This window comes from Polynucleobacter necessarius, assembly GCF_900095175.1.
Classification (GTDB): domain Bacteria; phylum Pseudomonadota; class Gammaproteobacteria; order Burkholderiales; family Burkholderiaceae; genus Polynucleobacter; species Polynucleobacter necessarius_I.
This window is the reverse complement of record NZ_LT606946.1, coordinates 1384715-1407737: the sequence shown is the minus strand read 5'-3', so window position 1 is coordinate 1407737 and position 23023 is coordinate 1384715. Positions and strand designations below refer to the sequence as shown.

At 44.4% G+C, this 23023-nt stretch carries 28 protein-coding genes and 4 pseudogenes; 27 read left to right on the top strand and 5 right to left on the bottom strand.

The window, feature by feature from the left end:
- The first annotated feature begins 43 nt into the window (after positions 1–43).
- The 10 genes from DXE44_RS07400 to DXE44_RS07360 all read left to right on the top strand — a co-directional run bounded on the left by DXE44_RS07400 (position 44) and on the right by DXE44_RS07360 (position 8159).
- Complete coding sequence (locus DXE44_RS07400; protein ID WP_114653873.1) at positions 44–1105, top strand: linear amide C-N hydrolase; 1062 nt, start codon at positions 44–46, stop codon at positions 1103–1105.
- Between the two features lie 155 nt (positions 1106–1260).
- Positions 1261–1716: a hypothetical protein gene (locus tag DXE44_RS07395; protein WP_114653872.1), complete on the top strand. Its 456-nt coding sequence runs from the start codon at positions 1261–1263 to the stop codon at positions 1714–1716.
- 156 nt (positions 1717–1872) lie between these two features.
- Positions 1873–2403, top strand: coding sequence for a twin-arginine translocation signal domain-containing protein (locus DXE44_RS07390; RefSeq protein WP_114653871.1), 531 nt, complete (start codon positions 1873–1875; stop codon positions 2401–2403).
- Between the two features lie 18 nt (positions 2404–2421).
- The gene (locus DXE44_RS07385) at positions 2422–2790 is read left to right on the top strand and encodes a patatin-like phospholipase family protein (RefSeq protein ID WP_114653870.1); all 369 of its coding nucleotides are present in this window, start codon (positions 2422–2424) and stop codon (positions 2788–2790) included.
- Positions 2791–2847: 57 nt separating this feature from the next.
- On the top strand, positions 2848–2973 hold the full coding sequence (locus tag DXE44_RS11060; protein WP_269460680.1) for a hypothetical protein: 126 nt from the start codon (positions 2848–2850) through the stop codon (positions 2971–2973).
- A 98-nt stretch (positions 2974–3071) separates the two neighbouring features.
- Positions 3072–4181, top strand: coding sequence for a linear amide C-N hydrolase (locus DXE44_RS07380; RefSeq protein ID WP_162785902.1), 1110 nt, complete (start codon positions 3072–3074; stop codon positions 4179–4181).
- A gap of 178 nt (positions 4182–4359) precedes the next feature.
- On the top strand, positions 4360–5919 hold the full coding sequence (locus tag DXE44_RS07375) for an amidohydrolase (RefSeq protein WP_114653868.1): 1560 nt from the start codon (positions 4360–4362) through the stop codon (positions 5917–5919).
- Positions 5840–6028 (top strand): amidohydrolase family protein, encoded by a 189-nt coding sequence (locus DXE44_RS11055; protein WP_162785901.1) that lies wholly within the window; start codon positions 5840–5842, stop codon positions 6026–6028. The genes DXE44_RS07375 and DXE44_RS11055 overlap by 80 nt, the downstream gene beginning before the upstream one ends.
- Positions 6029–6087: 59 nt before the next feature.
- Positions 6088–7392, top strand: a complete 1305-nt coding sequence (locus DXE44_RS07365) for a lipase family protein (RefSeq protein WP_114653866.1) — start codon at positions 6088–6090, stop codon at positions 7390–7392.
- Between the two features lie 116 nt (positions 7393–7508).
- The gene (locus DXE44_RS07360; RefSeq protein WP_114653865.1) at positions 7509–8159 is read left to right on the top strand and encodes a cupin domain-containing protein; all 651 of its coding nucleotides are present in this window, start codon (positions 7509–7511) and stop codon (positions 8157–8159) included.
- Between the two features lie 23 nt (positions 8160–8182).
- On the opposite strand, the pseudogene DXE44_RS07355 reads toward DXE44_RS07360, so the two are convergent.
- Positions 8183–8818 (bottom strand): annotated as a pseudogene (locus tag DXE44_RS07355) (nitroreductase family protein).
- A gap of 179 nt (positions 8819–8997) precedes the next feature.
- On the opposite strand from DXE44_RS07355, the gene DXE44_RS07350 reads away from it, so the two are divergent.
- The 10 genes and pseudogenes from DXE44_RS07350 (at position 8998) to DXE44_RS11425 (ending at position 16438) form a co-directional block, all read left to right on the top strand.
- The gene (locus tag DXE44_RS07350) at positions 8998–9663 is read left to right on the top strand and encodes a hypothetical protein (RefSeq protein ID WP_197712865.1); all 666 of its coding nucleotides are present in this window, start codon (positions 8998–9000) and stop codon (positions 9661–9663) included.
- A gap of 167 nt (positions 9664–9830) precedes the next feature.
- Positions 9831–10235, top strand: coding sequence for an amidohydrolase family protein (locus DXE44_RS07345; protein WP_114653864.1), 405 nt, complete (start codon positions 9831–9833; stop codon positions 10233–10235).
- A gap of 42 nt (positions 10236–10277) precedes the next feature.
- Positions 10278–11536 (top strand): annotated as a pseudogene (locus DXE44_RS11430) (amidohydrolase).
- A gap of 164 nt (positions 11537–11700) precedes the next feature.
- Positions 11701–12750: an amidohydrolase family protein gene (locus DXE44_RS11050; protein WP_114653861.1), complete on the top strand. Its 1050-nt coding sequence runs from the start codon at positions 11701–11703 to the stop codon at positions 12748–12750.
- Positions 12707–13441, top strand: coding sequence for an amidohydrolase family protein (locus DXE44_RS11045; protein WP_269460679.1), 735 nt, complete (start codon positions 12707–12709; stop codon positions 13439–13441). Before DXE44_RS11050 ends, DXE44_RS11045 begins: the two co-directional genes overlap by 44 nt.
- Positions 13442–13477: 36 nt before the next feature.
- Complete coding sequence (locus DXE44_RS07320) at positions 13478–14296, top strand: spermine/spermidine synthase domain-containing protein (RefSeq protein WP_114653859.1); 819 nt, start codon at positions 13478–13480, stop codon at positions 14294–14296.
- An 87-nt stretch (positions 14297–14383) separates the two neighbouring features.
- Positions 14384–14650, top strand: a complete 267-nt coding sequence (locus tag DXE44_RS07315; protein ID WP_114653858.1) for a DUF1488 family protein — start codon at positions 14384–14386, stop codon at positions 14648–14650.
- Between the two features lie 55 nt (positions 14651–14705).
- Entirely contained in the window at positions 14706–15110 is a 405-nt protein-coding gene (locus DXE44_RS07310; protein ID WP_114653857.1) for a translational machinery protein, read from the top strand.
- Between the two features lie 37 nt (positions 15111–15147).
- On the top strand, positions 15148–15606 hold the full coding sequence (locus DXE44_RS07305; RefSeq protein ID WP_197712864.1) for a potassium channel family protein: 459 nt from the start codon (positions 15148–15150) through the stop codon (positions 15604–15606).
- A 5-nt stretch (positions 15607–15611) separates the two neighbouring features.
- Positions 15612–16438 (top strand): annotated as a pseudogene (locus tag DXE44_RS11425) (ion transporter).
- A 277-nt stretch (positions 16439–16715) separates the two neighbouring features.
- Here the strand turns inward: DXE44_RS11425 and DXE44_RS07295 are convergent.
- Entirely contained in the window at positions 16716–17321 is a 606-nt protein-coding gene (locus tag DXE44_RS07295) for a transporter (protein ID WP_114653855.1), read from the bottom strand.
- Positions 17322–17404: 83 nt separating this feature from the next.
- On the opposite strand from DXE44_RS07295, the gene DXE44_RS07290 reads away from it, so the two are divergent.
- Entirely contained in the window at positions 17405–17644 is a 240-nt protein-coding gene (locus DXE44_RS07290) for a hypothetical protein (protein WP_114653854.1), read from the top strand.
- 113 nt (positions 17645–17757) lie between these two features.
- On the opposite strand, the gene DXE44_RS07285 is transcribed toward DXE44_RS07290, so the two are convergent.
- The gene (locus DXE44_RS07285) at positions 17758–18552 is read right to left on the bottom strand and encodes a histone deacetylase family protein (protein ID WP_174221126.1); all 795 of its coding nucleotides are present in this window, start codon (positions 18550–18552) and stop codon (positions 17758–17760) included.
- Positions 18553–18617: 65 nt separating this feature from the next.
- Between DXE44_RS07285 and DXE44_RS11420 the strand changes: the two genes are divergently transcribed.
- Positions 18618–18797, top strand: a complete 180-nt coding sequence (locus DXE44_RS11420) for a DUF2256 domain-containing protein (RefSeq protein WP_114653853.1) — start codon at positions 18618–18620, stop codon at positions 18795–18797.
- 3 nt (positions 18798–18800) lie between these two features.
- Positions 18801–20054 (top strand): annotated as a pseudogene (locus DXE44_RS07275) (DASH family cryptochrome).
- Between the two features lie 7 nt (positions 20055–20061).
- Here the strand turns inward: DXE44_RS07275 and DXE44_RS07270 are convergent.
- Both DXE44_RS07270 and DXE44_RS07265 read right to left on the bottom strand, forming a co-directional pair.
- Positions 20062–20442: a DUF2237 family protein gene (locus DXE44_RS07270; protein WP_114653851.1), complete on the bottom strand. Its 381-nt coding sequence runs from the start codon at positions 20440–20442 to the stop codon at positions 20062–20064.
- A 39-nt stretch (positions 20443–20481) separates the two neighbouring features.
- A complete protein-coding gene (locus DXE44_RS07265) occupies positions 20482–21177 on the bottom strand; it encodes an SDR family NAD(P)-dependent oxidoreductase (protein ID WP_114653849.1) in 696 nt (231 codons plus the stop codon).
- 59 nt (positions 21178–21236) lie between these two features.
- Here DXE44_RS07265 and DXE44_RS07260 point away from each other — a divergent pair, with 59 nt between their 5' ends.
- Genes DXE44_RS07260 through DXE44_RS07245 form a run of 4 tightly spaced genes read left to right on the top strand, consistent with a single transcriptional unit; the run spans position 21237 to position 23005 of the window.
- Entirely contained in the window at positions 21237–21515 is a 279-nt protein-coding gene (locus DXE44_RS07260) for a TIGR03643 family protein (protein WP_114653847.1), read from the top strand.
- A complete protein-coding gene (locus DXE44_RS07255) occupies positions 21512–21898 on the top strand; it encodes a thiol-disulfide oxidoreductase DCC family protein (RefSeq protein ID WP_197712863.1) in 387 nt (128 codons plus the stop codon). Before DXE44_RS07260 ends, DXE44_RS07255 begins: the two co-directional genes overlap by 4 nt.
- A gap of 4 nt (positions 21899–21902) precedes the next feature.
- Positions 21903–22451, top strand: coding sequence for a chalcone isomerase family protein (locus DXE44_RS07250; RefSeq protein WP_114653845.1), 549 nt, complete (start codon positions 21903–21905; stop codon positions 22449–22451).
- Entirely contained in the window at positions 22451–23005 is a 555-nt protein-coding gene (locus tag DXE44_RS07245) for a DUF3833 domain-containing protein (RefSeq protein WP_114653843.1), read from the top strand. The genes DXE44_RS07250 and DXE44_RS07245 overlap by 1 nt, the downstream gene beginning before the upstream one ends.
- The last annotated feature ends 18 nt before the right edge of the window (positions 23006–23023 follow it).

The following is a 23023-nucleotide window of genomic DNA, read 5'->3' as shown; positions in this document are numbered from 1 at the left end:
CTTATATTGTGTAACTAAAATTTAACTAAAAAAGGATTTCAATATGTGTACAACTCTGATGACGTTTGATGCAAGCGGCAAGACTTATGTAGGTCGTGGAATTGAGTATTCCTGTTTGTTACCTACAATGGTTAACTATGTGCCTAAAGGCACTACCGTCGAGTCATCAACACCCGATGGGAAGCAAGGTAAAACCTTTGCTACTCAGTATCCATTTATTGCGTTTGTAGGTGAAGCCATCCTCACTGCCAAAACTCCTGCAGTGTTTCATGGGCAAAATAACCAGGGACTCGCTTTTTCTTCAAATACATTAACAAAATCAAGTGGCCCAGCTATTGGCAACGATCCCTCAAAAATACTTTCAGTTGCCGATCTTGGAACGTGGATTTTGGCTAACTTTAAGACTGCTGCTGAAACTAAAGCAGCATTTTTGAGTGGGGAAACAGAATTTTGGCTACCCCCGGTGACGTATTTTGGAAATACTCCTTATGCTGAGCACTTTGGGGTTTTTGATAAAGATGGCGGAGCAATTGTTATTGAATTCCAGCATGGCAAATTAAATGTCTACGACAATCCAGTTAATGTCATGACAAATCAACCAGAGTTTCCATGGCATTTAGAGAATTTGAATAACTACACCTTCTCTAATCTGGATCAGAATACTGGGCAGCTCGGTAAGCTTAACCTTAACTCTACTGATGCTGGTATTGCCTTAACTGCATTGCCATCTTCCCAGACATCCGTTGGTCGATTTGTTAAAGCCGCTTTTTACGCAAATTATGTTCGTAAGGCCAACACTCCAGGTGAAGCCATTACTACATTGGGCCATATCATGAACAATTTTGATCGCCCTTACGATCTTACTGTTGATGGTGCAGGTGGAGAAGGTGATGGTCCTAGAGGGGATGCCCAATCGTCGGAAGTTTCTTGGGTCATGTTCCTACAAGATTTGTCTAGAAATCTTTTCTTTGTTCGCACCATCAACTCATTAAATTGGTCAGTGATTGATTTGAACAAACTCAATGATGTGAAGGAGTTAAAGTCGATCAATACATATGAGATTGATCAGGCTGGGGCCGATGCTTTTACTTTGTTTTATAAGTAAATCTAGCTTATTTATTTATTAAGCCACCTTCGGGTGGCTTTTTAATTGGCCAGTACCATGAGGAGCATCAATGCTCTCATCTTCATTTGTATGCGGGATTTTGAAGTTGATATCTGCTATAGTTTTCCGATCTAAATTGCCCTGCATTTAACAATATGAAAAATATAGTCAAATTATTAATAACCCCTATTTTTACTCTTGGGTTTATTTGGGGCAGTGCATCTGCGGCGGATCCAGTTTTAACTGCATCAGGCACTTTTACCCTGGAGGTAAAAGCCCTCCCAATGTACTCGGGTGAAACCGCTCTGCCAACTTCTAAAGGAGTCCTTACATTTCAGGGTAAGGATTACCCATTTACAGTGCAAGCATTAACAATGGGGAATAATTTTGGCTCAGCTACTTTAAAAGCAAATGGAATTATTTACGCAATGAAAGATCTCTCACAATTTGAGAGTCCTTTCTTTATGATTGGCGGCGGCATTAATCCGGGTGAGGGTAATGAAATTGCTACTTACAAAAATAGTAAAGGCGTGATTGTTGTGATGACTGGCTCACTAAACGGCCCTCTTTGGATGCCAGCATCAGGCGCAGCAGTCAAATTTATAAAGTAGCTTAATAACTTAGGAAAAAATGCCTAAGTCTTCTTCTATTGTCGCCTTAAGGTATCCAAGCAGGGTGCAGATACTTTTCGAGGGATAGGGATTCCAGTACATCAAGAAAGTTTTGATATAAAGATAGTTATTAGGATAACTATTAACTGGGCTACCATGCATCGACATTCTCGACGTCATTTCTTAAAATCCTCTGCCGCGGGTGTTGCCGCTGTCGCAAGCACTCAGGCATTTTCACAATCCCCAGCCCCGTCAAAGAAAACGATAGCCGAGGTCAGGGCATTAGAGGCTAAAGAAATTCAGAAAACGACCTCAGGTTGGAATGATGGCCTAGCGCATCCTATACCGTATAAAAATCCTCCAGGAAAAGGCAAGGATCGGGCAATCGTTTTGGGTGGTGGCTCTGAATACATGAGCTCATTTCTAGTTGGCTATTTTCATGCCATGCTGACAAATGGCATTGATCTTCGCTTGGCTGATATCGTTGTGGGCACCTCGGCAGGTGCAGTATTGGGCAGCGCTTTATTGGGTAGCCGTCTAGATCTATTTTCTGCAGAATTTAATTTATTAGCTGATTATCCAAAGATCATGGCCAAGTTAGTTCCAACCAAGAAATTCTCACCCAGCCAAGAGCGGGTAATGAAGATGGGTCTCAATGCTAAGGATGGTAATCCTGATACTATCTAGGCGATTGGTCATGCAGCGATGGCTGCAAGATCAATTCCATCTGACAAGTTTCAAACAAACATTAAAGTATTCCTGGGTGACATGAAGACCATCCCGAAAAAAATGTATATCACCACCATAGATTGCTACACCGCTGAGCGTTTAGTGATTGCTCCGGATTCGGGCGTATCTGTGATTGACGCATGTGCTGCCAGCGCTTCCGCACCGGGTGTTACTGGACCTACATGGGTAAAAGATCGTGTTTGTATGGATGGAAGTATTGGATCGACAGAAACGCATTGCGATATTGTGGCTGGATCAAGAAGGGCTCTCGTCGTTGCTTTAGCAGATACGATTCAGCAGGAAAAAGAAGGTCTGCGTTTGAATCATTTGCCTAATACGATTTAGCAAGAAGTAAAAGATTTGGAAGCGGGCGGAACCAAAACTAAACTAGTAGTGGTGGGTATGTTGCCAGGTAGGAAAACCATGAGTGTTGTAGACCCAGAAATTATGGAGCCAGCCATCAAGTATGGGTATGAGCGGGGCATGCAAGATCTCCCAGAGATGAAACGTTTTTGGATGTCCGCTTAGATTCTGATGGGTTGAAGTTTCCTTGGTGGCTGACAACTATCGATGCCTCATCAATGCTATGCTTTCAATATGAATTTGATCTGTTCTAAGGAGTTCTAGTGAAACAAAAAATGATTAAAAAAATAGTGGCTGCTTCGGTTTCTGCTACTTTGGCATTTGCCCCTCTGACAAGTAATGCTTGCACCAGCTTCTTGCTTAAAGGCAGTGATGGCGGCACCGTCTATGGTCGCTCTATGGAGTTTGGTTTGGAGTTGGGCTCGCAGATGACGTCCATTCCCAGAGGCTATCAATTTAAGGGCATTGGAGCTGATGGTAAATATGGCTCTGGAATGAGTTGGACTACCAAGTACGCCGCAGCAGGAATGAATGGGCTCAATCAGCCAATCTTATTTGATGGCATGAATGAAAAAGGTTTAAGTGCTGGACTTCTGAATTTCCCAAATACCGCATCCTTTCCAGTGGTTGCTCCAGCAGACTCAGCGAATAGCATCAACGCAAGTAAGTTGCTGACTTACGTGCTGACCAATTATTCAACGGTAGATGAGATTAAGGCTGGCTTACGCAGCCTCAAAGTGAATGGCGCAAAGCTTGGGTTCTATGGCAATCAAGTGCCTGCTGCGCATTTCACCTTCCATGATGCTGCCGGAAAAAGTGTAGTAGTTGAGTACATCAAAGGGCAGTTGGTGCTTGCTGATAACCCAGTAGGCGTAATGACAAATGATCCGCCATTTCAAAATCATCTCAATAATATTGATAACTACTCGAATCTCTCTAAGGTCGAGCAAGCGCCGCGAGTTATTGGTGGCGTCGTGTTCCCAGCGCCCAGCTCTGGCAATGGCTTGCATGGCCTTCCAGGGGATTACTTGAGTCCTAGCCGCTTTATTCGTGCGCTCTTCTTAGCTGATTCAGTTCCGAAGACCTTTACAACTGCCGAAATGGATTCTGCAGCCTGGCATATTTTAGGTAGCTTTGATATTCCTCCAGGGTCAGTCACATTGCCAGCTAGCAATCCTTATGGTGGTGGCGCAGGTGGATATGAAACTACCGAGTGGGTTGTTGTTGCAAACAACAAGAGCATGACCTACAACGTCAAAATGTATGCAAACACTAATATCTATACTTTTGATATGAAGAAGATGGATGTAAATGCAAAAGAAATTAAGTACACAAAGTTGGATCAACCAAAATTGATGGTTCCAGTCAATTAATTTCCTGAGCTAATCTTCTGTAATTGATTTATTCAGTATGAAAAAGACCACCTGCGGGTGGTTTTTTGTTGGGCTAAGGCTCGCTTTTTGTAATAATGGGTCATCCATTTTTTGGTTAGCCCTGCTTTTTGCAGTCTTGCCCAACTGAACTCCCTATCCACTAATTAGTGATTCAATCATGAAAATCCTCAAAATAGGTTTACCTGCTTTCTTGTATTTGATGGCTACCCATGCATTGGCTAGTGGCGCAAGCATCTATTTCAATGGTGACATTCTGACGATGGAGGGTGATAAGCCACAGTATGTTGAAGCGGTTGTGGTTAAGGGTAAGAAGATCGCTTATGTCGGTAATATGCAAGAGGCTTTAAATGAGGCTGGGGCTAATCCAGATATCCAGGATTTAAAAGGCCAAACCTTAATTCCGGGATTTATTGATGCTTGGGGCCACTTTACTTTAATTGCTCAAAATACTTTGGGCGTTAATCTGGGTTATTTTTCAAAGAAGCCTCCTCATACAACCCAAGAGTTAATAGGTCGATTGAAAGCTGAGACTCGCCCATTTAATGGTTGGATCATTGGGGCCGAGTATGCAGATGCTTTCCTAACTGATGGGCCTTTGACAATTGCACAATTGGATGAAGCATTTCCCAATCAACCGGTATTTGTTAATAACATTTCTACCTTGACGGGGATTGTGAATTCAGCAGGCTTGAAAAAATTAGGAATTACTAAGTCCACCAAAGTTGTGCAAGGGATAATTCCTGTCGATCCAAAAACAGGAAAACTTACCGGTGAATTGATTGGCAGTCCCAATATCAGTGCAACCGCTAAGGTATTCGGTAAGTCTTCCCAAGACTTAATGATGGAAACTTATCGCAAAGCCGAAAAGATTTATGCCTCTAATGGATTTACGACTGCACAGAGTTATGAAACTACACTTGAGGATATTCGCAATATGCGTCAAGCAGTTGATCGCAATGTGATTAGCCTGGATCTGATTGCACTGCCAACTTATGATGTGGTTGATAAATTACTAGAAACAAACCAAAACTATCCATTTGGTATTTATACAAGAGGCGATGGTGGTTTTAAGGTTGCTGGAATTTTGGTTTCTACTGATGGCGCACCACAGCTACGTTTAGCGTATTTCACGAAACCCTATGCAGACACTACGGGCTTCCCAAAAGATTGGCGTGGTATGGCTGTCGCCACTCAGGATTTAGTTAATCGTTATGCAAAGCTAGCCTACGAAAAGAATATTCAGTATTACGGCTATTCCAACGGCGATGCTGGGATTACTAAAGCAATTCAAGAAACAGGCATTACTGAAGATCGCAGAACATTAATTGCCCATTCATTCTTTATTCGCGATGATCAGTTAGATCAATACAAGACTAATAAGATCCTTCCTCAATTTATGCCTAATCACATTTGGATGTATGGTGATGTGTATAGAAAAATTCTTGGAGAAGAGAGGGCTAGCAATATGGTGCCGCTCAATTTGGCTCATACAAAAGGGATGCAATTTGGTATTCATAATGACACCCCCTCATCTGGCCCAAGCGCCTGGTTTACGATTGGGACCGCTGTAAACCGTAATATCTATGGAGGGGGAGTTTTGGGCCCCGATCAGCGTATCGACCCGTATCTTGCTCTTCGTGCGCTTATCTCTGTGCCCCGCCTATCAATACAAGGAAGAGGGATCAAAGGGCAGTATCACCGCTGGAAAGCTTGCTGATATGGTGCTGCTTGATCGCAATCCTTTGAAGATTGATCCAATGGAGATTAAAGATATTCAGATTGTGAAGACGATTAAAAATGGTAAAGATCTGTATATTCGTCCCTAATTTAGTATGTAAAGTTGTCGTTTAGTATTGAACTTATACCTTTTTTATTTCCCTGGATCATGAAAAAAATTACACGTCTTTCACTTATTGCGATTAGCGCAGCTCTCGGCATTTTCTCCGCTGCTGTTTATGCTGATCCACCAATGCCGCCTTTTTATTCTTCTGTAATGAAAATGGCTCCTGAGGGTAAGTTGGGGCAAGTAGTCAAGCGGGAAAAGATAGAAACTTCTGTTAAAGGCGCACAAGCTTGGAGAATCGCTTACATCTCATCTGATGTTGGCGAGCGTAAGACGATTGCTACCGGGGCCATCATTGCGCCTAATGGGGCTGCCCCAGAAGAAGGTAGACCCATTATGTCCTGGGCTCATGGGACAACAGGCTCTGCTCAAAATTGTGGACCATCTCAAGTGATTGATCCAACAGCCCCTTTGAATGAATATTTTTTAATGGATGGCAACTCTTGGACGGATTACGGCATTCCTAATGTGGAGCAATTTATTAAAGAAGGCTATGTGATTGTTGCCACTGACTACCAAGGCTTAGGTGGTGGCGGCAAGCATCAATATGCGGTTGCTGGCACAAATGGTAGAGACGTTATCAATGCCGCAAGGGCAGCTAGCTCCATGAAAGAAGTGGCAGCCGGTAAAAAGACCGTTGTATATGGTTGGTCACAGGGTGGTGGAGCTACTATTGCTGCTGCAAGCTTACTGGACTATCAGGCCCTTAAAGGGACTGCTGCGGATAATCTTCAGTATCTTGGTTATGTTGCCTTGGCGCCAGATGATGTTGCAGCCATGCTGCCAGTAGTTCCAAGTGATGAAGCTGGGGCAAAGAAGCTCATGAAGGAGTTTACGCAAGCCAATGTTCCGAATGTATTCTTATTTGCCCATTATGTAATGGGGCTTTGGGGCGCTCAAGCTGCATATCCTCATCTAAAACTAAGCGATGTATTGACTGATGAGGGTGTAAAGGTTGTTGATAAGCTATCCAGCAATAAATGCATGCATGTACTGGCAGATACTTTTAGCTATGCTTATGGGGATCAATACAAATCACTATTGAAGTCTGAGCCAAGCAACTCTTTAGCGTGGGTTAAGGCGTTTATTGCTGGCAGTGTGAAACCGGTAAAACCAATAGCACCAGTTGTGATTTACTGGGGCACTAAAGATACCGCGGTTCCTCCAATCATGCATGAGCTTTATCAAAAGCAGATGTGCGCCATGGGGGCAAATATCGGCAGAGTTCAGCTTCCAGGAGAGCAAACGCACTTTTCAACGCCTGGCGTCTCAGCGCCCATGTATCTGGAGTGGGTCAAAGACCGCATGGCTGGAAAACCATTGGCGAATAGTTGCCCTCAAAAGTAGGTCTAGTAATTCTCATAAGCAAGAAAACCACCTTCGGGTGGTTTTTTCTCTTTTGAGCAGCAATTCTGTTCCATTGTTATTCTTATATCCAATCATTAATTACTAAAAAGATTTTTATGGATATTCATTCTGACTACAGTAAGCGTGTAGTACTGAATCATCATGATTTGCCATGGGCCTCAAGCCCCATAAAGGGTGTTGAGAGGCGCATGCTTGATCGACAGGGCGATGAGGTGGCGAGAGCTACTTTGATCGTTAGATACGAACCCGGAGCGAAGTTTCCAGTCCATACCCATGAATTTGGAGAGGAGATCTTGGTGTTGGATGGGGTATTTAGTGATGAGACTGGCAACTATCCAGCCGGGACCTACATCATGAATCCTCCTGGCTCATCTCATGCGCCTTTTAGCGAGAATGGCTGCACTCTTTTTGTAAAGTTACGACACTTGGGGTCTGAGCAGATTGAGCGCGAGATTGTCGATACCCACTCTGCGCCATGGTTTCAGGGGATGGTGCCTGGTTTAACCGTAATGCCTCTGATGAGGCAGGGTGTGGGCTTTACATTAGTTAGGTGGGCGCCTCAAACTTACTTCAACCCACATAAGCATTATGGTGGCGAAGAGATTTTCGTAGTCGATGGCGTATTTGAGGATGAGCATGGACGCTATCCAGCTGGTTCATGGATTCGCAGTCCTCATATGAGCTTGCATCAACCTTTTAGTAAAGAAGGTTGCACGATCTTTGTTAAGACCGGGCATTTAATCTAGATTGAATGCAAACTGATATTGCATTATTTAATCCAAGAGATGAATTGCTCTTTCACTCTCCGTATCTTTTTGAGTTTGACAAGCCAATCCTCATCGGCATTACGATATCCCAAGGGAAGCAAGATCACGCTTCGTAGGCCCTTGGCAGGTAGATCCAGAATGTCATCAACTGCGCTTGGATTAAAACCTTCCATAGGAGTGCGGTCAACTTGTTCATAGGCTGCAGCAATTAAAGCCGCACCTAAACCAATATAGGCCTGCTTAGCAGCGTGGGTGAAGTTTGTTTCAGCGTCTCTAGCTGGATATGCTTTAAGGGGCATTTGGCGATATGCGGTGCCAGATTCGCTAGTAAAGTTACGAATGGATTCAGTCATATCAAAGGCAGCATTGATACGGTCTGCGGTGTAGTTATTCCATGCAGCAAAAACGAGTAAATGGGAGCAATCGGTTGCTTGAGACTAATCATTAGCAACTGCTCTAATCTTCTGGCGAATATCTTTATTGGTAATAACAATCACTTCGTAGGGCTGCAGTCCGCTTGAGCTTGCAGTCAGACGAATAGCCTCGAGAATTTGCTCGACCTTACTTTCTGGAACCAGCTTATTGGCATCCATCTTTTTGGTCGCGTAGCGCCACTGTAATTTATCAATTAAGCTCATTTTTCATCCTTTTAGGCTGTGTATGGTTGTTTCAAATGAGTTTAGCGGAGGCTAGGTTTAATTGCAGAGTCACCACCATTATTGGGGTTTCCAATAAGCCTTTAAATAGGTAAAGCCCTTTAAAATAATGATTGTTATTTTTATCACCTTCCTAATTGACTCTGAATTATTCACCCCTTATGAAAAATCCCATCTTTAATGCTTTCTTTGGGATCTTCGCACTACTGGCTTCCTCAAGTTTTGCTCTTGCCCAAGAAGTCTCTCCAATTCCCAGGGCCTCAAATGAGTGGCGCTTTGAAGTAACCCCTTATCTTTGGCTTACCGGTATCAAAGGCACTATGAATTTTGATAACGGCATTGCTAAATCTGCGGGTTTTACTTCTAGCGATGTTCTTAGCAACCTGAAGTCTGGCGGCATGATCGCAGCGGAGGCGCATAAAGGTAATTGGGGGATTATGGGCGACCTCATTTCAGCTACCTTACAAAACTCAGGTTCAATTCCAGTGTCGGGTGGAGCTGCTACTGTTGCAGACAGAATTACTTTGCAGCAGACTGTTTTAACTGGTGCTGCTACTTATACGCTAGCTAATACGAAAGATGCCTACGTTGATGGTTTACTTGGCGTACGATCAATTAATGTTACCGCTACGCTTTTTGGTAACCTCGTTGGTACAACTGAAAAGGAGTCTATTTCTAAAACGACTTCTACGATAGATCCGATTATTGGCGCTAAGGGGCGCTACCGTATTGCAGACTCTAGTTGGTATATCCCTGCGTATGCTGATATTGGTAGCGGTGGAGGCACTACTAACCTAACATGGCAGGTAATGGCCGGCGTAGGATAATCATTTGGTAGCTTGGTTGATGCTTCGCTAACTTATCGCGCACTCTACTACGATATGAAGGATGGTGGCGTATTGCAAAAGACCACTATGCAGGGCCCACAAGTAGCAGTGACATTCAAATTTTAAGTAAGTCTCAAATAATCGCTATTTACATCAAGGAAATAAGTATGAAATTTGCACCAAAATTACTAGTCACATTATTGATGGCTCATTGTGCCCTTGCCTTTGCTAAAGGCAATGCCGACACTATTTTTTATGGCGGCCCTATCGTTACCGTTAATGCGAAGAACGAAGAAGTTCAAGCATTAGCTGTCCAAAATGGCAAGATTGTTGCTGTTGGGGCTAAAGATGCAGTTACCAAAGAGTGGCAGGCTGGCAATACTAAGGTCATTGATCTGCAAGGCCAAACACTGATGCCGGGCTTTGTAGAGCCTCACGTGCACATCATGGTGACTGCAGTCTTTGAGGGCTTAGGATTGAATTTAAGTAACTTCACTTTGCCTTATGACACTAAAGAAACTTTAATTCAAAAAATGAAAGTAGGACTAAAGGATGTGCCTACTGGTGGTTGATTATTTGGTTTTGGTGTTGATCCATCACGTACAACGCCATTTATGGCAGAACTCACTGCCGATGATTTGGACAAAGTATCAACGACCGTCCCCATTTTTATCGTCAATCAATCTGGACATATCGGCTACGTTAATCACAAGGCTTTAGAGCTTGCCGGTATTACAAGCAAAACTCCAAATCCTGCTGGCGGCGGTATTTATGTGAAAGATGTAAAGGGTCAGCTCACTGGCAAGTTAGTGGAGCCACCAACTTATTTGCCATTTATGACCAAAATGCCAAACCCAACAGAAGAGCAATTGTTTGCTGCTATTGAAGGCACCATGAAGAAAATGGCATCCACTGGAGTAACAACAGTCTCCGATATGAGTGTTGGTGGTAATTTTGGTGTTGATAAAGAAGTAGCTATTTATAAAGCTATTTTTGCAAAGAATGCATCACCGATTCGAGTTCGTGGATACTTATTCAGCGAGACTTTGCCGCCTGGGTATAAGGCTATTAAGCCGAATGAGGGGGACGATAAGTTACGCTTCATCGGTATTAAATATATTACCGACGGCTCTACTCAGGGTTTAACTGCGGCACTCAATCAGCCGTATAGCTATCCCAAAGATAGTAAATGGAGTGGCTCACTCAACTATAAGGATGCTGATATTTATGCATCTATGAAGTCATACTTTGATCAAGGCTGGCAAATTTCTTCTCACTCCAATGGTGAAAGGCAATTGATCAGGCTCTGAATAGCTACGCTAAATTATTGGCGGGTAATCCTAAGCCGCAAGAGCGTCGTTTGCGTATTGAGCATTTCACGGTCAATCATCCAGATCACGTTACAAAAGCAGTCAAATTGGGTGTGATACCAAGCTTTACTATCGGCCACGTTGATTACTGGGGCGCAGCGTTTAATAACCATATTATTGGGTCTGAGCGCGCTGAGCGTATCGATCCGGCAGGAGACTTTAAGCGTGCGGGCGGTAAATTTACGCTGCATAGTGACTCGCCAGTTTCTAATGTTGGCCCCTTGAACTATGTGAGCGAAGAAGTAACACGCTTATGGCAACTGCCTCCGCAGAAAGTGCTTGGATCAACCCAAGCCGTTTCGGTTGATGATGCGATTCGTGCGATTACGATCGATGCCGCATATCAAATCTTTGCTGACAATCTTGTTGGTAGCCTAGAAGTCGGCAAGCGGGCTGACTTGGTGATATTGGAGAAGAATCCACGTAAGACACCACCTGCAGAAATTCGTAATATCAAAGTCAAGGCAACTTGGGTTGATGGTAAGCGGGTGAGTCTTAAGTAAGTCCTAATCAATACAGTTTGTAAAAGAAACACTCGCTGATGCGGGTGTTTCTTTTTGCTCAAATTAATGAGAATTTATTTCATCTGAGATGAAGAGGCTGATGGAGTTCTTATGAATCTAAAATCAAAATTATTTATTTATGTGCACTGGGGCTTGTTTCAGGAATGGCTTCTGCTGTTCAACTGATTGATCCGCCATCAACCCCCAAGGTTTCTGAAGTAACTGTCTTTGTGGCTAAGAAAATTGTGACGATGGATCCTGCGATTCCAAATGCCACTGCAGTTGCTATAGCTGATGGCCGTATTCTGTCGGTGGGCTCATTGGAAGATATGAAGCCTTGGACAGATAAATACCCAACAAAAATTGACCGCCAATTCGCAAACAAAGTAATGTATCCAGGATTTATTGAGCCACATGCTCATCCTTTGCTAGCGGGCATTCTATTTAATAAGCCACTACTAACATCATCTCCAATGCCCAATCCATGGGGTGCACCGTTTCCTGGTGTGCCAACCCTGCCGGCTGCAATGGCGCAGTTAAAGAAGTATTCGGATCCTATCAAGGACCCCAATGAGACTCTGCTGACCTGGGGGTATGACGCGGTGTCAATGGGAAAGCAGCCTGATCGCCAGCTTTTAGACCAAGCATCAACAACAAGGCCGATTATTGTGTGGGATATCTCCGGCCATGATATGTACGTTAATAGTGCATTTATTAAGTCCTACGGAATCACACCAGATCAGGTAAAAAATATCAAAGGTGTGGGTTTAGATAAAGATGGTCAGTTAAATGGACAATTTTTAGAGATTGCAGCAATGCAATACATTCTCAAAGTTGCAGGGAAAGATATTCTGAAGCCACATGAGATTCCAAATGATTTTATGTATATCAATGACTTGATGCAGCAGGCTGGCATTACGACATCGGGAGATTTGGCATTTGGCACTATGAATATTGACATGGAAACCAAGATTTCCAAGGCATATACCCAATCTCCCAATACTGCATTACGTCTTGTCCCAGTGGTTTATGCAGAGCCATTTATTCAGAAGTATGGAGATAAGGCCATTGCTGAAGCTCAGAATTTAAAGCAACAAGATAACGATCGCCTCATTTTTCAAGGTGTGAAGTTTTATAGCGATGGGGGGTTATCTTCCAGAGACGATGCGCATGGAGCACCCAGGCTATACCAATGGCACCTTAGGCTCTTCTAATTTCAAGTCATCACAAGAGTTTGCTAACACCATGAGGCCATGGTGGGACGCCGGTTTCCACATTCATATCCATAGCAATGGAGATATTGGTAACCAGCACTCCATCAATGCTTTGCAACTCATGATTGATGCAAAACCCCGCTTTGACCATCGTTACACCATCAATCATTTTGGAATTCCAACGACAGCAATGGTGATGAAGATTAAGGCGCTTGGTGCGGTTGTGAGTGCCAATATGTCCTATATTTCTGAGCGCGCCAATTTGGAATACCCGGCCCTTGGAATGGATCGTGCATCTTATGCAACAAGATTGGGCACTTTAGTTAAAAGTGGCATCGTGACCTCTATTCGCTCTGATGCACCGGTATCGGCGCCTGCCCCTTTAAAAGAGGCTTGGACAGCAGTTACTCGTAAGGATGTCTATAACAACGGCAAAGTCTGGGCTCCCGCTGAAGCTGTCACGGCATCAGACGCCATGAAGATGATTACGATTAATGCCGCCTACACCCTAGGGGTAGAAGACAAAGTTGGGACTATTGAGACTGGTAAGTTTGCTGACTTCGCTATCCTTGACTCTGACCCGCAGACAATTCCTGTGAACAATATTAAAAATGTTTCTGTTCTCGCAACTATCTTGGGTGGCAAGGTGATTCCCGTTTCAGAAACTAAGAAACCCAGACCCCTAAACTAGTACGTAATCCTTGATGGTGGGGCTTTATGATGAGGGATGTCTCACATCCCGTCATCTGGAATGCAAAATCTCAAGGAGAGCCTTTCTAAATTAAAAGAAAGGTTTGATGGTATTCAGGGTGAGCCCTATATCGTTGAGAGCAGGAAGTTCAAGGCGCTCTATTTTGATAGTGAGTCCACTCAAAGCCTGATGGATATGCAGGCACCCATGCGCTTGGTAGTCAGCTATACCGAGACCATGATGGGCTTCCTCCTCTTTCATCCTGACCCCAAGAGTATTGCCATGATTGGTTTAGGTGGCGGATCTCTTGCTAAGTATTGCCATCATCATTTGCCTGCATCCTCCATCCTGGTGCTAGAAAATAATGCCAAGGTCATGGCGCTAAAGAATCAGTTCCACATCCCTGATAACGATGCACGTTTTAAGGTGATTAAGGCGGATGGCGCCGAATACCTCAGAAATACTGAGGAATCATTTGATGTTTTGCTCATTGATGGATATACCAAGTCAGGGCAAGCGCCCCAGCTTTGTAGTGAAGACTTTTACGCCAGCTGCTTAGCGTTTTTGAATCCAGGCGGAATCATGGCTATTAATTTGTCTGGAGCTGCAGGCTTAAATCAGGTTTATCAGGAGAGGATTGATCGCATTTTTGAATATCAATCTATCGCAGTCATGGAGGATGATCGGATGAATCAAATTCTCTTTGTCTGTAAAGGGGATTCATTAAAGATATCGGCCGAGGATTTATTGCGTCGATCTGCCCAGCTCAGTAAATCCCATGAAATTCATCTTCCTAGAACGGCGCAGAATTTTCTTTTACAAAGAAATTTGACTCATTCTGAGTGCGAAAGATAGATCTTTGATATATATCAACACTTTCACACCAAATAAGACCACAGTAAGAAAGCGATTTGTATATTTTTAAATAAAGTGAGTCTTATAATGAAGCTTGAGTTTATTGGCCCTGCCAGCCTATTAGAGAATGGTAATGTGGCATTTCCGGCATTACTTGATGCTAAGCCAATGCAGTGTATTTTTAGCTTTGAAGCGCTGCAAGATTTGGATTCAGATGGAGTCGAAAAGGATTCTTTGCGTTTATTCCAGAATCATCAGCTAAAGCTCTTATCGATTGCGGAAAATAAAATTCTAGCCGGTCATGCAGTAGATGACGCAGTACATGTGTTTAGTCATGACTTAGTTCTAGATTAAGTATTCCTGGTCTACTGTATTTAATATTTTGTTGTTTTAATTTGAAAGAGAAAGTATGTCATTTAATCACTCAGTAATTTGGATAGATCATCAAGAGGCGCACGTTATTTACTTCAACCCCGCTGCTAGTGAGAGCGAAGTCATTAAGACTAGATCTACTCATAAGAATGTTCATCACAAAAGTGGCTCTGTCAGTGGCGCACGTGCTGAACCAGATCAGCATTACTTACATGAAGTGATTCAAGCGGTGATGGAATCTAAAGAGATTTTGATTGTGGGCCCTGGCTCTGCAAAATTGGATTTGATGAAGCATGCCGCTAAACACGATCACACTATTGCTGAAAAGGTAGTTGGTATTGAAACCGTAGATCATCCTACCAATGGGCAATTATTGGCTTACGCTAAAAAGTACTTTGCCAAAGTAGATGCTCTAAAAGGCGATACCGTTATTACTGGTTGATGTTTTTATCCCCCTGAAAATGGGGGATAATTTAACGATGTTGCTCATTACTGCCTTCGTCATCAATGGATCTCTAGCACTTATTGCGATCCTCTTGCATTACGAGGCCCTTTTTCAGCCTGATAAGCTGCTCCCCAAGCTAGCCCACATTGCACCGCGTTTTCGGGTGCTAATAGGGGTCGGCGCCATCTTCATGGCGCACGTGGTGGAGATCTGGCTATTTGCCTTAGGTTACTTCTTTACCTTGCAGTTCCCTATTATGGGTGGACTCGTTGGGGAGCTTTCAGGCCATGGCATGTTATTAGATTGCGCCTACCTGTCATTTGTTACCTTTACGACATTAGGCTATGGTGAGATCGTGGCACAAGGCTACTTACGTTATTTGACTGGAGTAGAGGCTCTCACAGGCTTCATCCTGATCACCTGGTCTGCTTCATTTCTCTTTATCGAGATGCAAAAGTATTGGACTTCATCTAGATCGAATGGGGCTGAGTAGACAAAATGCCTAGACAAATTTCCTTCAAAGAAAAGCTGAGAATAATTGTCTTTGAGACGAGCACACCTTTAGGTCTTCGATTTGACCAGGTATTAATTTTTGCCATACTACTCTCCCTATTTGTGGTGGTATTGGATAGCATCGAGTCGGTATCGAAAAACTTCCATACAGAGCTCTCGTTTCTTGAGTGGGTATTTACGGGACTCTTTACGGTGGAATGTCTTGTCAGAATCTACTCTGCCCCGAATCGTATTAAATACATCACCAGTTTTTTGGCATCATCGATCTTCTTGCTGTCGTGCCAACATATTTAGCTTTAATCTTCCCAGAGTTGCACGCCTTAATTGATGTCAGAATTTTGCGCCTCATTAGGGTCTTCCGAATCTTTAAGCTGACTCAATACATGTCTGAATATCAGCATCTAGCTGATGCGATGGCAGCTAGCAGAAGAAAAATTTTGGTCTTTCTATCTGTTGTTCTCATGGTGGTGATGGTGATGGGAACATTGATGTATGTGGTTGAGGGCCCAGCTCATGGCTATACGAGCATCCCGGTTTCGATCTATTGGGCGATCACCACAATGACCACGGTAGGTTTTGGTGACATCACCCCACAAACAGATTTGGGTAAGTTAATTGCCTTGCTCATGATGCTAATGGGCTGGGGAACTCTAGCAGCACCCACCGGAATTGTTACAGCAGAAATGTCTTATACAAAAAGGGCGCATCGAGCAAATGGTGATCGTGCCTGTTTAATTTGTATGCGCGATGGATATGGCCTTGAGGATCACTATTGCTCTTCTTGCGGCTCCCCATTACCACCCACAAGATAGCTTTAAAACTCTTTCGCGAGTCTTATTGCGAGTACTCGAGTCTGCACAAACCCATTTTTGATTTCCATATCTCTGCCGTATTGCAGGGAGAATCTTCCAATAGGTGTGTGCGCCTGACCGCTTAGCAAAAATCTTTAGGTGTTCACCACATTATTTTGATAGCTGTTATTAATTGAGGTTGCGCCTCCTGCTACATAAAAATAGGAGGCACCAACAGTAAAGATTTGGTTGATACGATAGATTGGGCCAAGCTGTGTGGTGGTGAGAGGTTTTTGGCTTAAGGAGCGCCGTTGGTACTGAGTCCGCAAGCTGCTCCACACTGACTATTCCCACCAAACCACATCGTATCTACGGCAATCATGCCATCGACGTTTGAAGTGATTGGAGTCTGAAAACCGATCTGCAAGTCTGTTCGAAAACGGTTTTCACCAAGATTAAAGGCTCTCTGGCTGGAGTAGCTTCCTGTTGGAGTAATGAGATATCCAGCTATTCCCAAATAGGTTCTGGTGCTTTTATTGGCATAGGGCCAGATCGCTGTAGCAAAGCTGAGGTCGCCAATGCCGGTATCGCCAGGTGCGCTCGCAAAAGATCCGGCGGGACTGATCGCTCCATAAGGTAACTGTAGATAACTGACTGCAGGCAAGTCACCGATATTGAAGGTGCGAGAGCCACGCAAAATTGCGCTTTGCGTACCAATCACTGGATTGCCAGGTAGCGCGGAGCCGTTTCTGTATTGAGTGGTGTTCTCTGAATTGATGTAACTCAAAGTTAAGTAGTTTTTATTGGGTGCAGGGGCAACAATATCGTTCGGCTGTAAATCGATCGCCCAAGCTAAACCTGGCCCAAAAGCCATTAGCATGAGGAGATTTTTAATCCTAAACATAGTCTGGCGATTTTAATGTGCATTTCTATATCTTTTATAAAACTGATATAAGGTCTATAAATTAAGGATCTCCAGCCTTATGCATGGCATTTAGCTTGGTGATGCTATCTGGCTGCCAGTCGACAGGTGCCGATGGAAAGCCTTTAACTGCTCAAGAGATTGCGCAGAAAAGAGAGGCAACACTCGAAATGTCTAAGGTGGGTTTGGCTGCTCTCATTAAGCAAAACCCTGCGATTAAGAAAGATATAGAGACCGCTCCAGGATATGCGGTCTTTAGCACTACTAATGTCAATGTAGTCTTATTAGTACTAGCTAGGGGGTGAGGGTGCTTTATTTGATAAGTGCCGTCCAGAACCTATTTTTATGCAAGCCATGAAAACCGGTGAGGGCATTGGTGCGGGATATCAAGATCAATATCAATATCAAATTATTCTCTTTAAGAATGCGGATGCGATCGATCAGTTTTTGCTAACCATCTATTGATGGACAGCATGCCCGCTTTGCTGATATTTAACTTTCCTAGCCTATCCCCTTCATGGGGATCTGCACCAGCTAGATAAATGATGAAGTCAGGTTTAAATGTATCTAGCATCTCTAATCCCTGATCTAAAGCTTTGAGGTAATCCTCATCTTCACATCCATTGGGCAGGCCAATATCTAGATCACTCTGCTCTTTAGTAAATGGGAAATTATTTTCACCATGAATCGATAGCGTGAAGATGGATTTGTCATGTTGAAGAATAGATGCTGTGCCATTTCCTTGATGTACATCTAAATCGACGATGGCTACTTTCAGTGTTGAGCTCACTTCTTTTTGTAAGACTCTCACTGCAATCGCGGAGTCATTAAATACGCAAAATCCACTACCCATATTCCGATAGGCGTGGTGGGTGCCGCCCGCTAGATTTGCCGCCAAACCTTCATCTAGCGCCGCCTTTGCCGCTGCCACAGTAGCACCAGCAGAGCGACGTGATCGCTCCACCATTTTTTCGCTCCAAGGAAAACCAATCTCCTGTTGCTCCTTCGTGCTTAAATCCCCCGCAATCACTTTCATGAGATAGCTAGGGTCGTGTGCATACAGAATTTGTGTATCGGTAACAGCAGGTGCCTCTACGAGCTCGATGCCCTCTAGTTGTGCAACTAGGTCGCGCAGCTGGCTGTACTTTTCCATCGGAAAGCGGTGTCCCAGTGGAAGTGGTAAAACATAGTGGTCGGTATAAAAAGCTTTCAAAGCAATCTTGTTTTCATTTGACTTTTAATTGTGTTGAATAGTCTATTCGATTTCTATAGGTAGGCATGGCTCGATCTGAAAAAGCAGGTTTTAAGGGGAATAAATCATTTTTGCCCAGTAAGACCTGCCTGGTCTGCGGCAAGGAGATGACGTGGCGTAAGTCGTGGGCCAAAAATTGGGATGAGGTCAAATATTGCTCTGATGCCTGCCGCTCCAAAAAGTCCGGCAGTAAGGCTGAGGTGTAATCGATGCGCACCTTAATTTACTGGTTTCGAAATGACTTGCGATTGGCAGATAACCCAGCATTTGCACAAGCTTGCTTAAATGCGGATTCTCTTTTGCTGGTGTACATCCATGATTCCAAAGAGCAAGACATGGTTTATGGTTTTGAGTGACAAGGGCTGCATCGAAAAGCCTTCTTGCCAGCCGCATTCGATGACCTAAAGGCTCAGCTACAAGCCCAGGGATCAGATCTATTCGAGTTGGCTGGCAAGTCGACAGAGATATTGTTGCGGCTAGTTCAGGATACTGCTGCAACAGCAATTTATTGCGAGCAAATTGAAGCACCTGAAGAAATAGAGCAAGTACGAATTTTGCAAGAGCAGGGAGTTGAGGTTCAGGAGTTCTGGCAATCGAGTATGTTGGAGTCACAAGACTTGCCATTTGCTTTAGAAAACATGCCCGATGTATTTACGGCATTTAGACGTGAGGTCGAGCGGGCAGGGCTCAAGTTTGCACAGCCCATCAATGCGCCCAAGAAGATTCCTTTGCTACCAGGGTCTTTGCCTCAGCGCTCAGTAGCACCTTCTAGCACTCAATCAGCTTCACATCCGTATTTTGTGGGAGGGGCTAGTCATGCCCAGACCCATTTGAAGCAATATCTAGAGCGGCGTTTGCCTGATAGCTATAAGGAGACTCGCAATCAACTGATTGGTATGGATTACTCCAGTAAGTTTTCAGCATGGCTTGCCTTAGGTTGTATTTCAGCGCGGGATATTGCGGCGCAATTAAGCGATTATGAAAATCGCTATGGTGCTAATGATGGTACTTATTGGCTTTGGTTTGAATTACTGTGGAGAGATTATTTCCGCTTTATTCACTTTAAGTACGGTCAGAAGTTATATCGCGCCAGTGGTTTAACTGGTGTGCCCGTAAAGCCATCCTATGCGCCCAGCTTTGAGCAGTGGCGCACAGGCAACACCGGCACTCCTTTAGTGGACGCAGGGATGCGCGAGCTGCATCAGAGTGGCTACCTCTCCAATCGGATGCGTCAGATTGTGGCTAGTTACTGGATATCTGACATGCAGGGTGACTGGCGTGCAGGTGCTGCATGGTTTGAGTCTCAATTAATAGACTATGACGTTTACAGCAATCAAGGTAATTGGCTCTATATCGCTGGGCGCGGCACTGACCCTAGAGGTGGTAGACCTTTCAATGTGGCCAAGCAAACTCAGGATCACGATCCAAAAGAAATCTACCGCAAGCTTTGGCTCTCGTCTTAGCCGGGTCTTATAGCTGTTCCACTGCCGCATATTGCTCGAGCACTTCTAGAGAGACTTTCTCTAAAGCTTTGATGTGGGTGCTCTCTAGCTTAATCATTGGCGCGCAGTTAGCTTCCAGAGCTTCGATCCAGCGATTGAGGCATAGGCACCACTGATCACCTGCAATGAGCCCTGGAAACTGGTACTCCGGTCTTGGAGTAATCAGATCGTTGCCGCGCTTCAGGCTAAATTGCAAAAAGTCATTGCTAACGATTGCGCAGGCCAAATGACTGCCGAGATCTTGTTCATTGGTTTTGCAGCAACTATCTCGAAAAAATCCCGTCAAAGGATCAAAAGAACAGGGAACCAGTGGTTGGCCTAAAACATTCAAAGATGCATCGTGTTGCATAAATATTTTCCGTGATGGGGAGTTAAATAAGGGAGCTGCCTACCAAGGCAGTCTCTCGCCAGAGTAGGTGATGAAGCTTCCAGAATCTTCTTTGTTGAGCGAGAGAAGAACATTCAACATATCGTTGGCGGCATCCAAAGGAGGTCTACCAATTTGCTCGCCCTTAAACGGTTTTGATAAGCGAGAATTCACTGTCCCCGGGTGAAGTGCCACAAGTGCAGTGTTGGGTTTAGTTCTGGAGAATTCAATCGATGCCGTCTTGATCAGCATATTGAGTGCTGCCTTAGAGGCGCGGTAGCTATACCAGCCGCCGAGACGATTGTCTTCAATGCTCCCAACCTTTGCAGAGAGCGTTGCCATAACCGAGTTGGCTGGATCCAGTAACTTAGAAAAGTGCTTGATAGTTAATCCAGGACCAATGGCGTTCATTTGCATCAACAGCTGCAATTGCTCGGCATTGAGATCATCTAGTTTCTTTTCTGGCATCCAATCAGGAGAGTGCAATATGCCGATGGTATTGATGATCAGCTGAAAAGGCGCCTCTCCTGAAAGAGCTTTTGCTGCCTCTTCAATGGTGTTGAGATCTTGGTAATCAATCGGATTGGCAGAGTTTCGATGTATGCCTATTACTTTCGTGCATGCGGGATGCTGTTCCAGCAATTCCATGAAGGCAGAGCCGATGGTTCCGGATGAGCCAATCACGAGTGCGCGGAAGGAATTTGGAAGTAATGGCATGAATAGGGTAATTGAAGGAGGTCTCAGCCAGTTTATTGAATAAGTCTTAAACTTGCTCGATGACATCACGACTACCCCAGACGCTTTCAGAAGCGGACCTCTCAAGGTTGATTGAGATGGCCTGGGAGGATCGCACGCCTTTTGATGCTATCGAACTTACTTTTGGGTATTCAGAGCCCCAAGTGATTGCTTTGATGAGAAAGCAGCTGAAACGCAACTCCTTTGAATTGTGGCGTAAGAGGGTGACTGGCAGAGCAACTAAGCATCTCGCCCTACGCAGTAAATTGGTAAACCGCGCTTACTGCGCAACTCAGTACAAGCAAAAATCGGCATCATGAAAAAGCTGACCATGTTCTATGACGGACTGTGCCCTTTATGCCAGGCAGAAATTCAGTTTCTTTCTGGACGTAATCAAGCAGGCTTGCTCAGCTTCGTGGATATTAATTCGGAGCAATATGCCCCTGATCGTGTTGGTGTCTCTTGCGACCAAGCTTTGGCTTCTATGTGCGCCCAATATGATGATGGAGAGCTGATCCAAGGAGTAGAGGTATTTTCAGCGGCCTATAGCCGGGCCAATCTTCCTAAATTGGCATGGCTATTTTCTAGGCCAACACTCAAGCCGATTTGGAATATGGGCTATCGATTCTTCGCAAAGCATCGCCATGCCATTTCAGCTCTACTGGGACCGCTTGCTTTGCGACTGGTGAATAGAAAGGCATAAGGATATGAAGCTCTCTCGTATATTGGTAATCACCTTAGCCCTTGGCGCAGCTACTCCTGTGAGTTTCGCTAAAGAGCCGCCGCATATTAAAAGTATGATGGGTCAAACCCAATTGCAGGGGCTGGGCAGACTCAACTTTTGGGGCTTTCATGTTTATGATGCCAATCTATATCGTGGTGCCGCTAAGGATTCTCAAGAGTTCGCACTCGAGCTGAAGTATCAGAGGGCATTCTCAGGTGAGGCAATTGCCAACCGTACGGCTGATGAAATGAAAAGCTTGGGTGTTTCCGATGCCCAAGCAACATCTTGGGGTAAGGAGCTGGCAGGCATTCTCCCTAACGTGGAGCCTGGCCAGACTATTGCTGCTGTTTATATTCCTAGGCAGGGCACCAGCTTCTTTTATGAGGGCAGGAAGCTATCGCAAATTCAGGGTGCTGATTTTGCGAAAGCCTTTTTTGGCATTTGGTTGGACTCAAAAACAAGTGTCCCAAAACTCAGGACAGAACTCTTGGGACGGGGCTGCCCACCACCACTCATTTCAGGAGCATGTTAATGCGCAAGATTCATGTCGTTTCAAAGTGCTTGGGTGCTTGCTTGATTGCATTCGGTCTATTTGGCTGTTCTTCACCTTCGGTAACGCAGTACGCTAATGAGAAACCCAATTTAGATCTGAGTGAATACTTTAATGGCACCATAGATGCCTATGGAATTTTTACCGATCGAAGCGGCGAAGTTAAAAAGCGATTTACGGTTCTCTTGGTGGCACAGTGGAAAGTTGTTGATGGTAAAAAAGTGGGCACCCTCGATGAAAGCTTTAAATATTCCGATGGCACTAAGCAAAAACGTATCTGGACTTTGACTGAAACTGCTCCTGGTAAATATATTGGCAGGGCAGATGATGTGGTGGGTGATGCGTTGGGTGAATCAGCGGGTAATGCCCTTAACTGGGCTTACACCTTGGCATTGCCAGTAGACGGCACAATTTATCACGTGCAATTTAACGATTGGATGTACCTTGTCACACCCAAGGCCATGCTGAATAAAGCCAAGATGAGTAAATTTGGAATTGATCTTGGTGAGGTTACCTTGAGCTTTTATAAGCGCTAAGCCCGGCGATTGGCGAGG

What these genes read in the sequence shown, in the direction of transcription:
- DXE44_RS11420 (WP_114653853.1), top strand. Translation starts at nt 18,618, where the DNA reads ATGGCTCGATCTGAAAAAGCAGGTTTTAAGGGGAATAAATCATTTTTG.
- DXE44_RS07250 (WP_114653845.1), top strand. Translation starts at nt 21,903, where the DNA reads ATGAAGCTCTCTCGTATATTGGTAATCACCTTAGCCCTTGGCGCAGCT.
- DXE44_RS11050 (WP_114653861.1), top strand. Translation starts at nt 11,701, where the DNA reads ATGGCTTCTGCTGTTCAACTGATTGATCCGCCATCAACCCCCAAGGTT.
- DXE44_RS07295 (WP_114653855.1), bottom strand. Translation starts at nt 17,321, where the DNA reads ATGTTTAGGATTAAAAATCTCCTCATGCTAATGGCTTTTGGGCCAGGT.
- DXE44_RS07365 (WP_114653866.1), top strand. Translation starts at nt 6,088, where the DNA reads ATGAAAAAAATTACACGTCTTTCACTTATTGCGATTAGCGCAGCTCTC.
- DXE44_RS07265 (WP_114653849.1), bottom strand. Translation starts at nt 21,177, where the DNA reads ATGCCATTACTTCCAAATTCCTTCCGCGCACTCGTGATTGGCTCATCC.
- DXE44_RS07255 (WP_197712863.1), top strand. Translation starts at nt 21,512, where the DNA reads ATGAAAAAGCTGACCATGTTCTATGACGGACTGTGCCCTTTATGCCAG.
- DXE44_RS07315 (WP_114653858.1), top strand. Translation starts at nt 14,384, where the DNA reads ATGAAGCTTGAGTTTATTGGCCCTGCCAGCCTATTAGAGAATGGTAAT.
- DXE44_RS11045 (WP_269460679.1), top strand. Translation starts at nt 12,707, where the DNA reads ATGGAGCACCCAGGCTATACCAATGGCACCTTAGGCTCTTCTAATTTC.
- DXE44_RS07320 (WP_114653859.1), top strand. Translation starts at nt 13,478, where the DNA reads ATGTCTCACATCCCGTCATCTGGAATGCAAAATCTCAAGGAGAGCCTT.
- DXE44_RS07350 (WP_197712865.1), top strand. Translation starts at nt 8,998, where the DNA reads ATGAAAAATCCCATCTTTAATGCTTTCTTTGGGATCTTCGCACTACTG.
- DXE44_RS07270 (WP_114653851.1), bottom strand. Translation starts at nt 20,442, where the DNA reads ATGCAACACGATGCATCTTTGAATGTTTTAGGCCAACCACTGGTTCCC.
- DXE44_RS11060 (WP_269460680.1), top strand. Translation starts at nt 2,848, where the DNA reads ATGTTGCCAGGTAGGAAAACCATGAGTGTTGTAGACCCAGAAATTATG.
- DXE44_RS07390 (WP_114653871.1), top strand. Translation starts at nt 1,873, where the DNA reads ATGCATCGACATTCTCGACGTCATTTCTTAAAATCCTCTGCCGCGGGT.
- DXE44_RS07360 (WP_114653865.1), top strand. Translation starts at nt 7,509, where the DNA reads ATGGATATTCATTCTGACTACAGTAAGCGTGTAGTACTGAATCATCAT.
- DXE44_RS07400 (WP_114653873.1), top strand. Translation starts at nt 44, where the DNA reads ATGTGTACAACTCTGATGACGTTTGATGCAAGCGGCAAGACTTATGTA.
- DXE44_RS07290 (WP_114653854.1), top strand. Translation starts at nt 17,405, where the DNA reads ATGGCATTTAGCTTGGTGATGCTATCTGGCTGCCAGTCGACAGGTGCC.
- DXE44_RS07375 (WP_114653868.1), top strand. Translation starts at nt 4,360, where the DNA reads ATGAAAATCCTCAAAATAGGTTTACCTGCTTTCTTGTATTTGATGGCT.
- DXE44_RS07305 (WP_197712864.1), top strand. Translation starts at nt 15,148, where the DNA reads ATGTTGCTCATTACTGCCTTCGTCATCAATGGATCTCTAGCACTTATT.
- DXE44_RS07310 (WP_114653857.1), top strand. Translation starts at nt 14,706, where the DNA reads ATGTCATTTAATCACTCAGTAATTTGGATAGATCATCAAGAGGCGCAC.
- DXE44_RS07345 (WP_114653864.1), top strand. Translation starts at nt 9,831, where the DNA reads ATGAAATTTGCACCAAAATTACTAGTCACATTATTGATGGCTCATTGT.
- DXE44_RS07385 (WP_114653870.1), top strand. Translation starts at nt 2,422, where the DNA reads ATGGCTGCAAGATCAATTCCATCTGACAAGTTTCAAACAAACATTAAA.
- DXE44_RS07245 (WP_114653843.1), top strand. Translation starts at nt 22,451, where the DNA reads ATGCGCAAGATTCATGTCGTTTCAAAGTGCTTGGGTGCTTGCTTGATT.
- DXE44_RS07260 (WP_114653847.1), top strand. Translation starts at nt 21,237, where the DNA reads ATGACATCACGACTACCCCAGACGCTTTCAGAAGCGGACCTCTCAAGG.
- DXE44_RS07395 (WP_114653872.1), top strand. Translation starts at nt 1,261, where the DNA reads ATGAAAAATATAGTCAAATTATTAATAACCCCTATTTTTACTCTTGGG.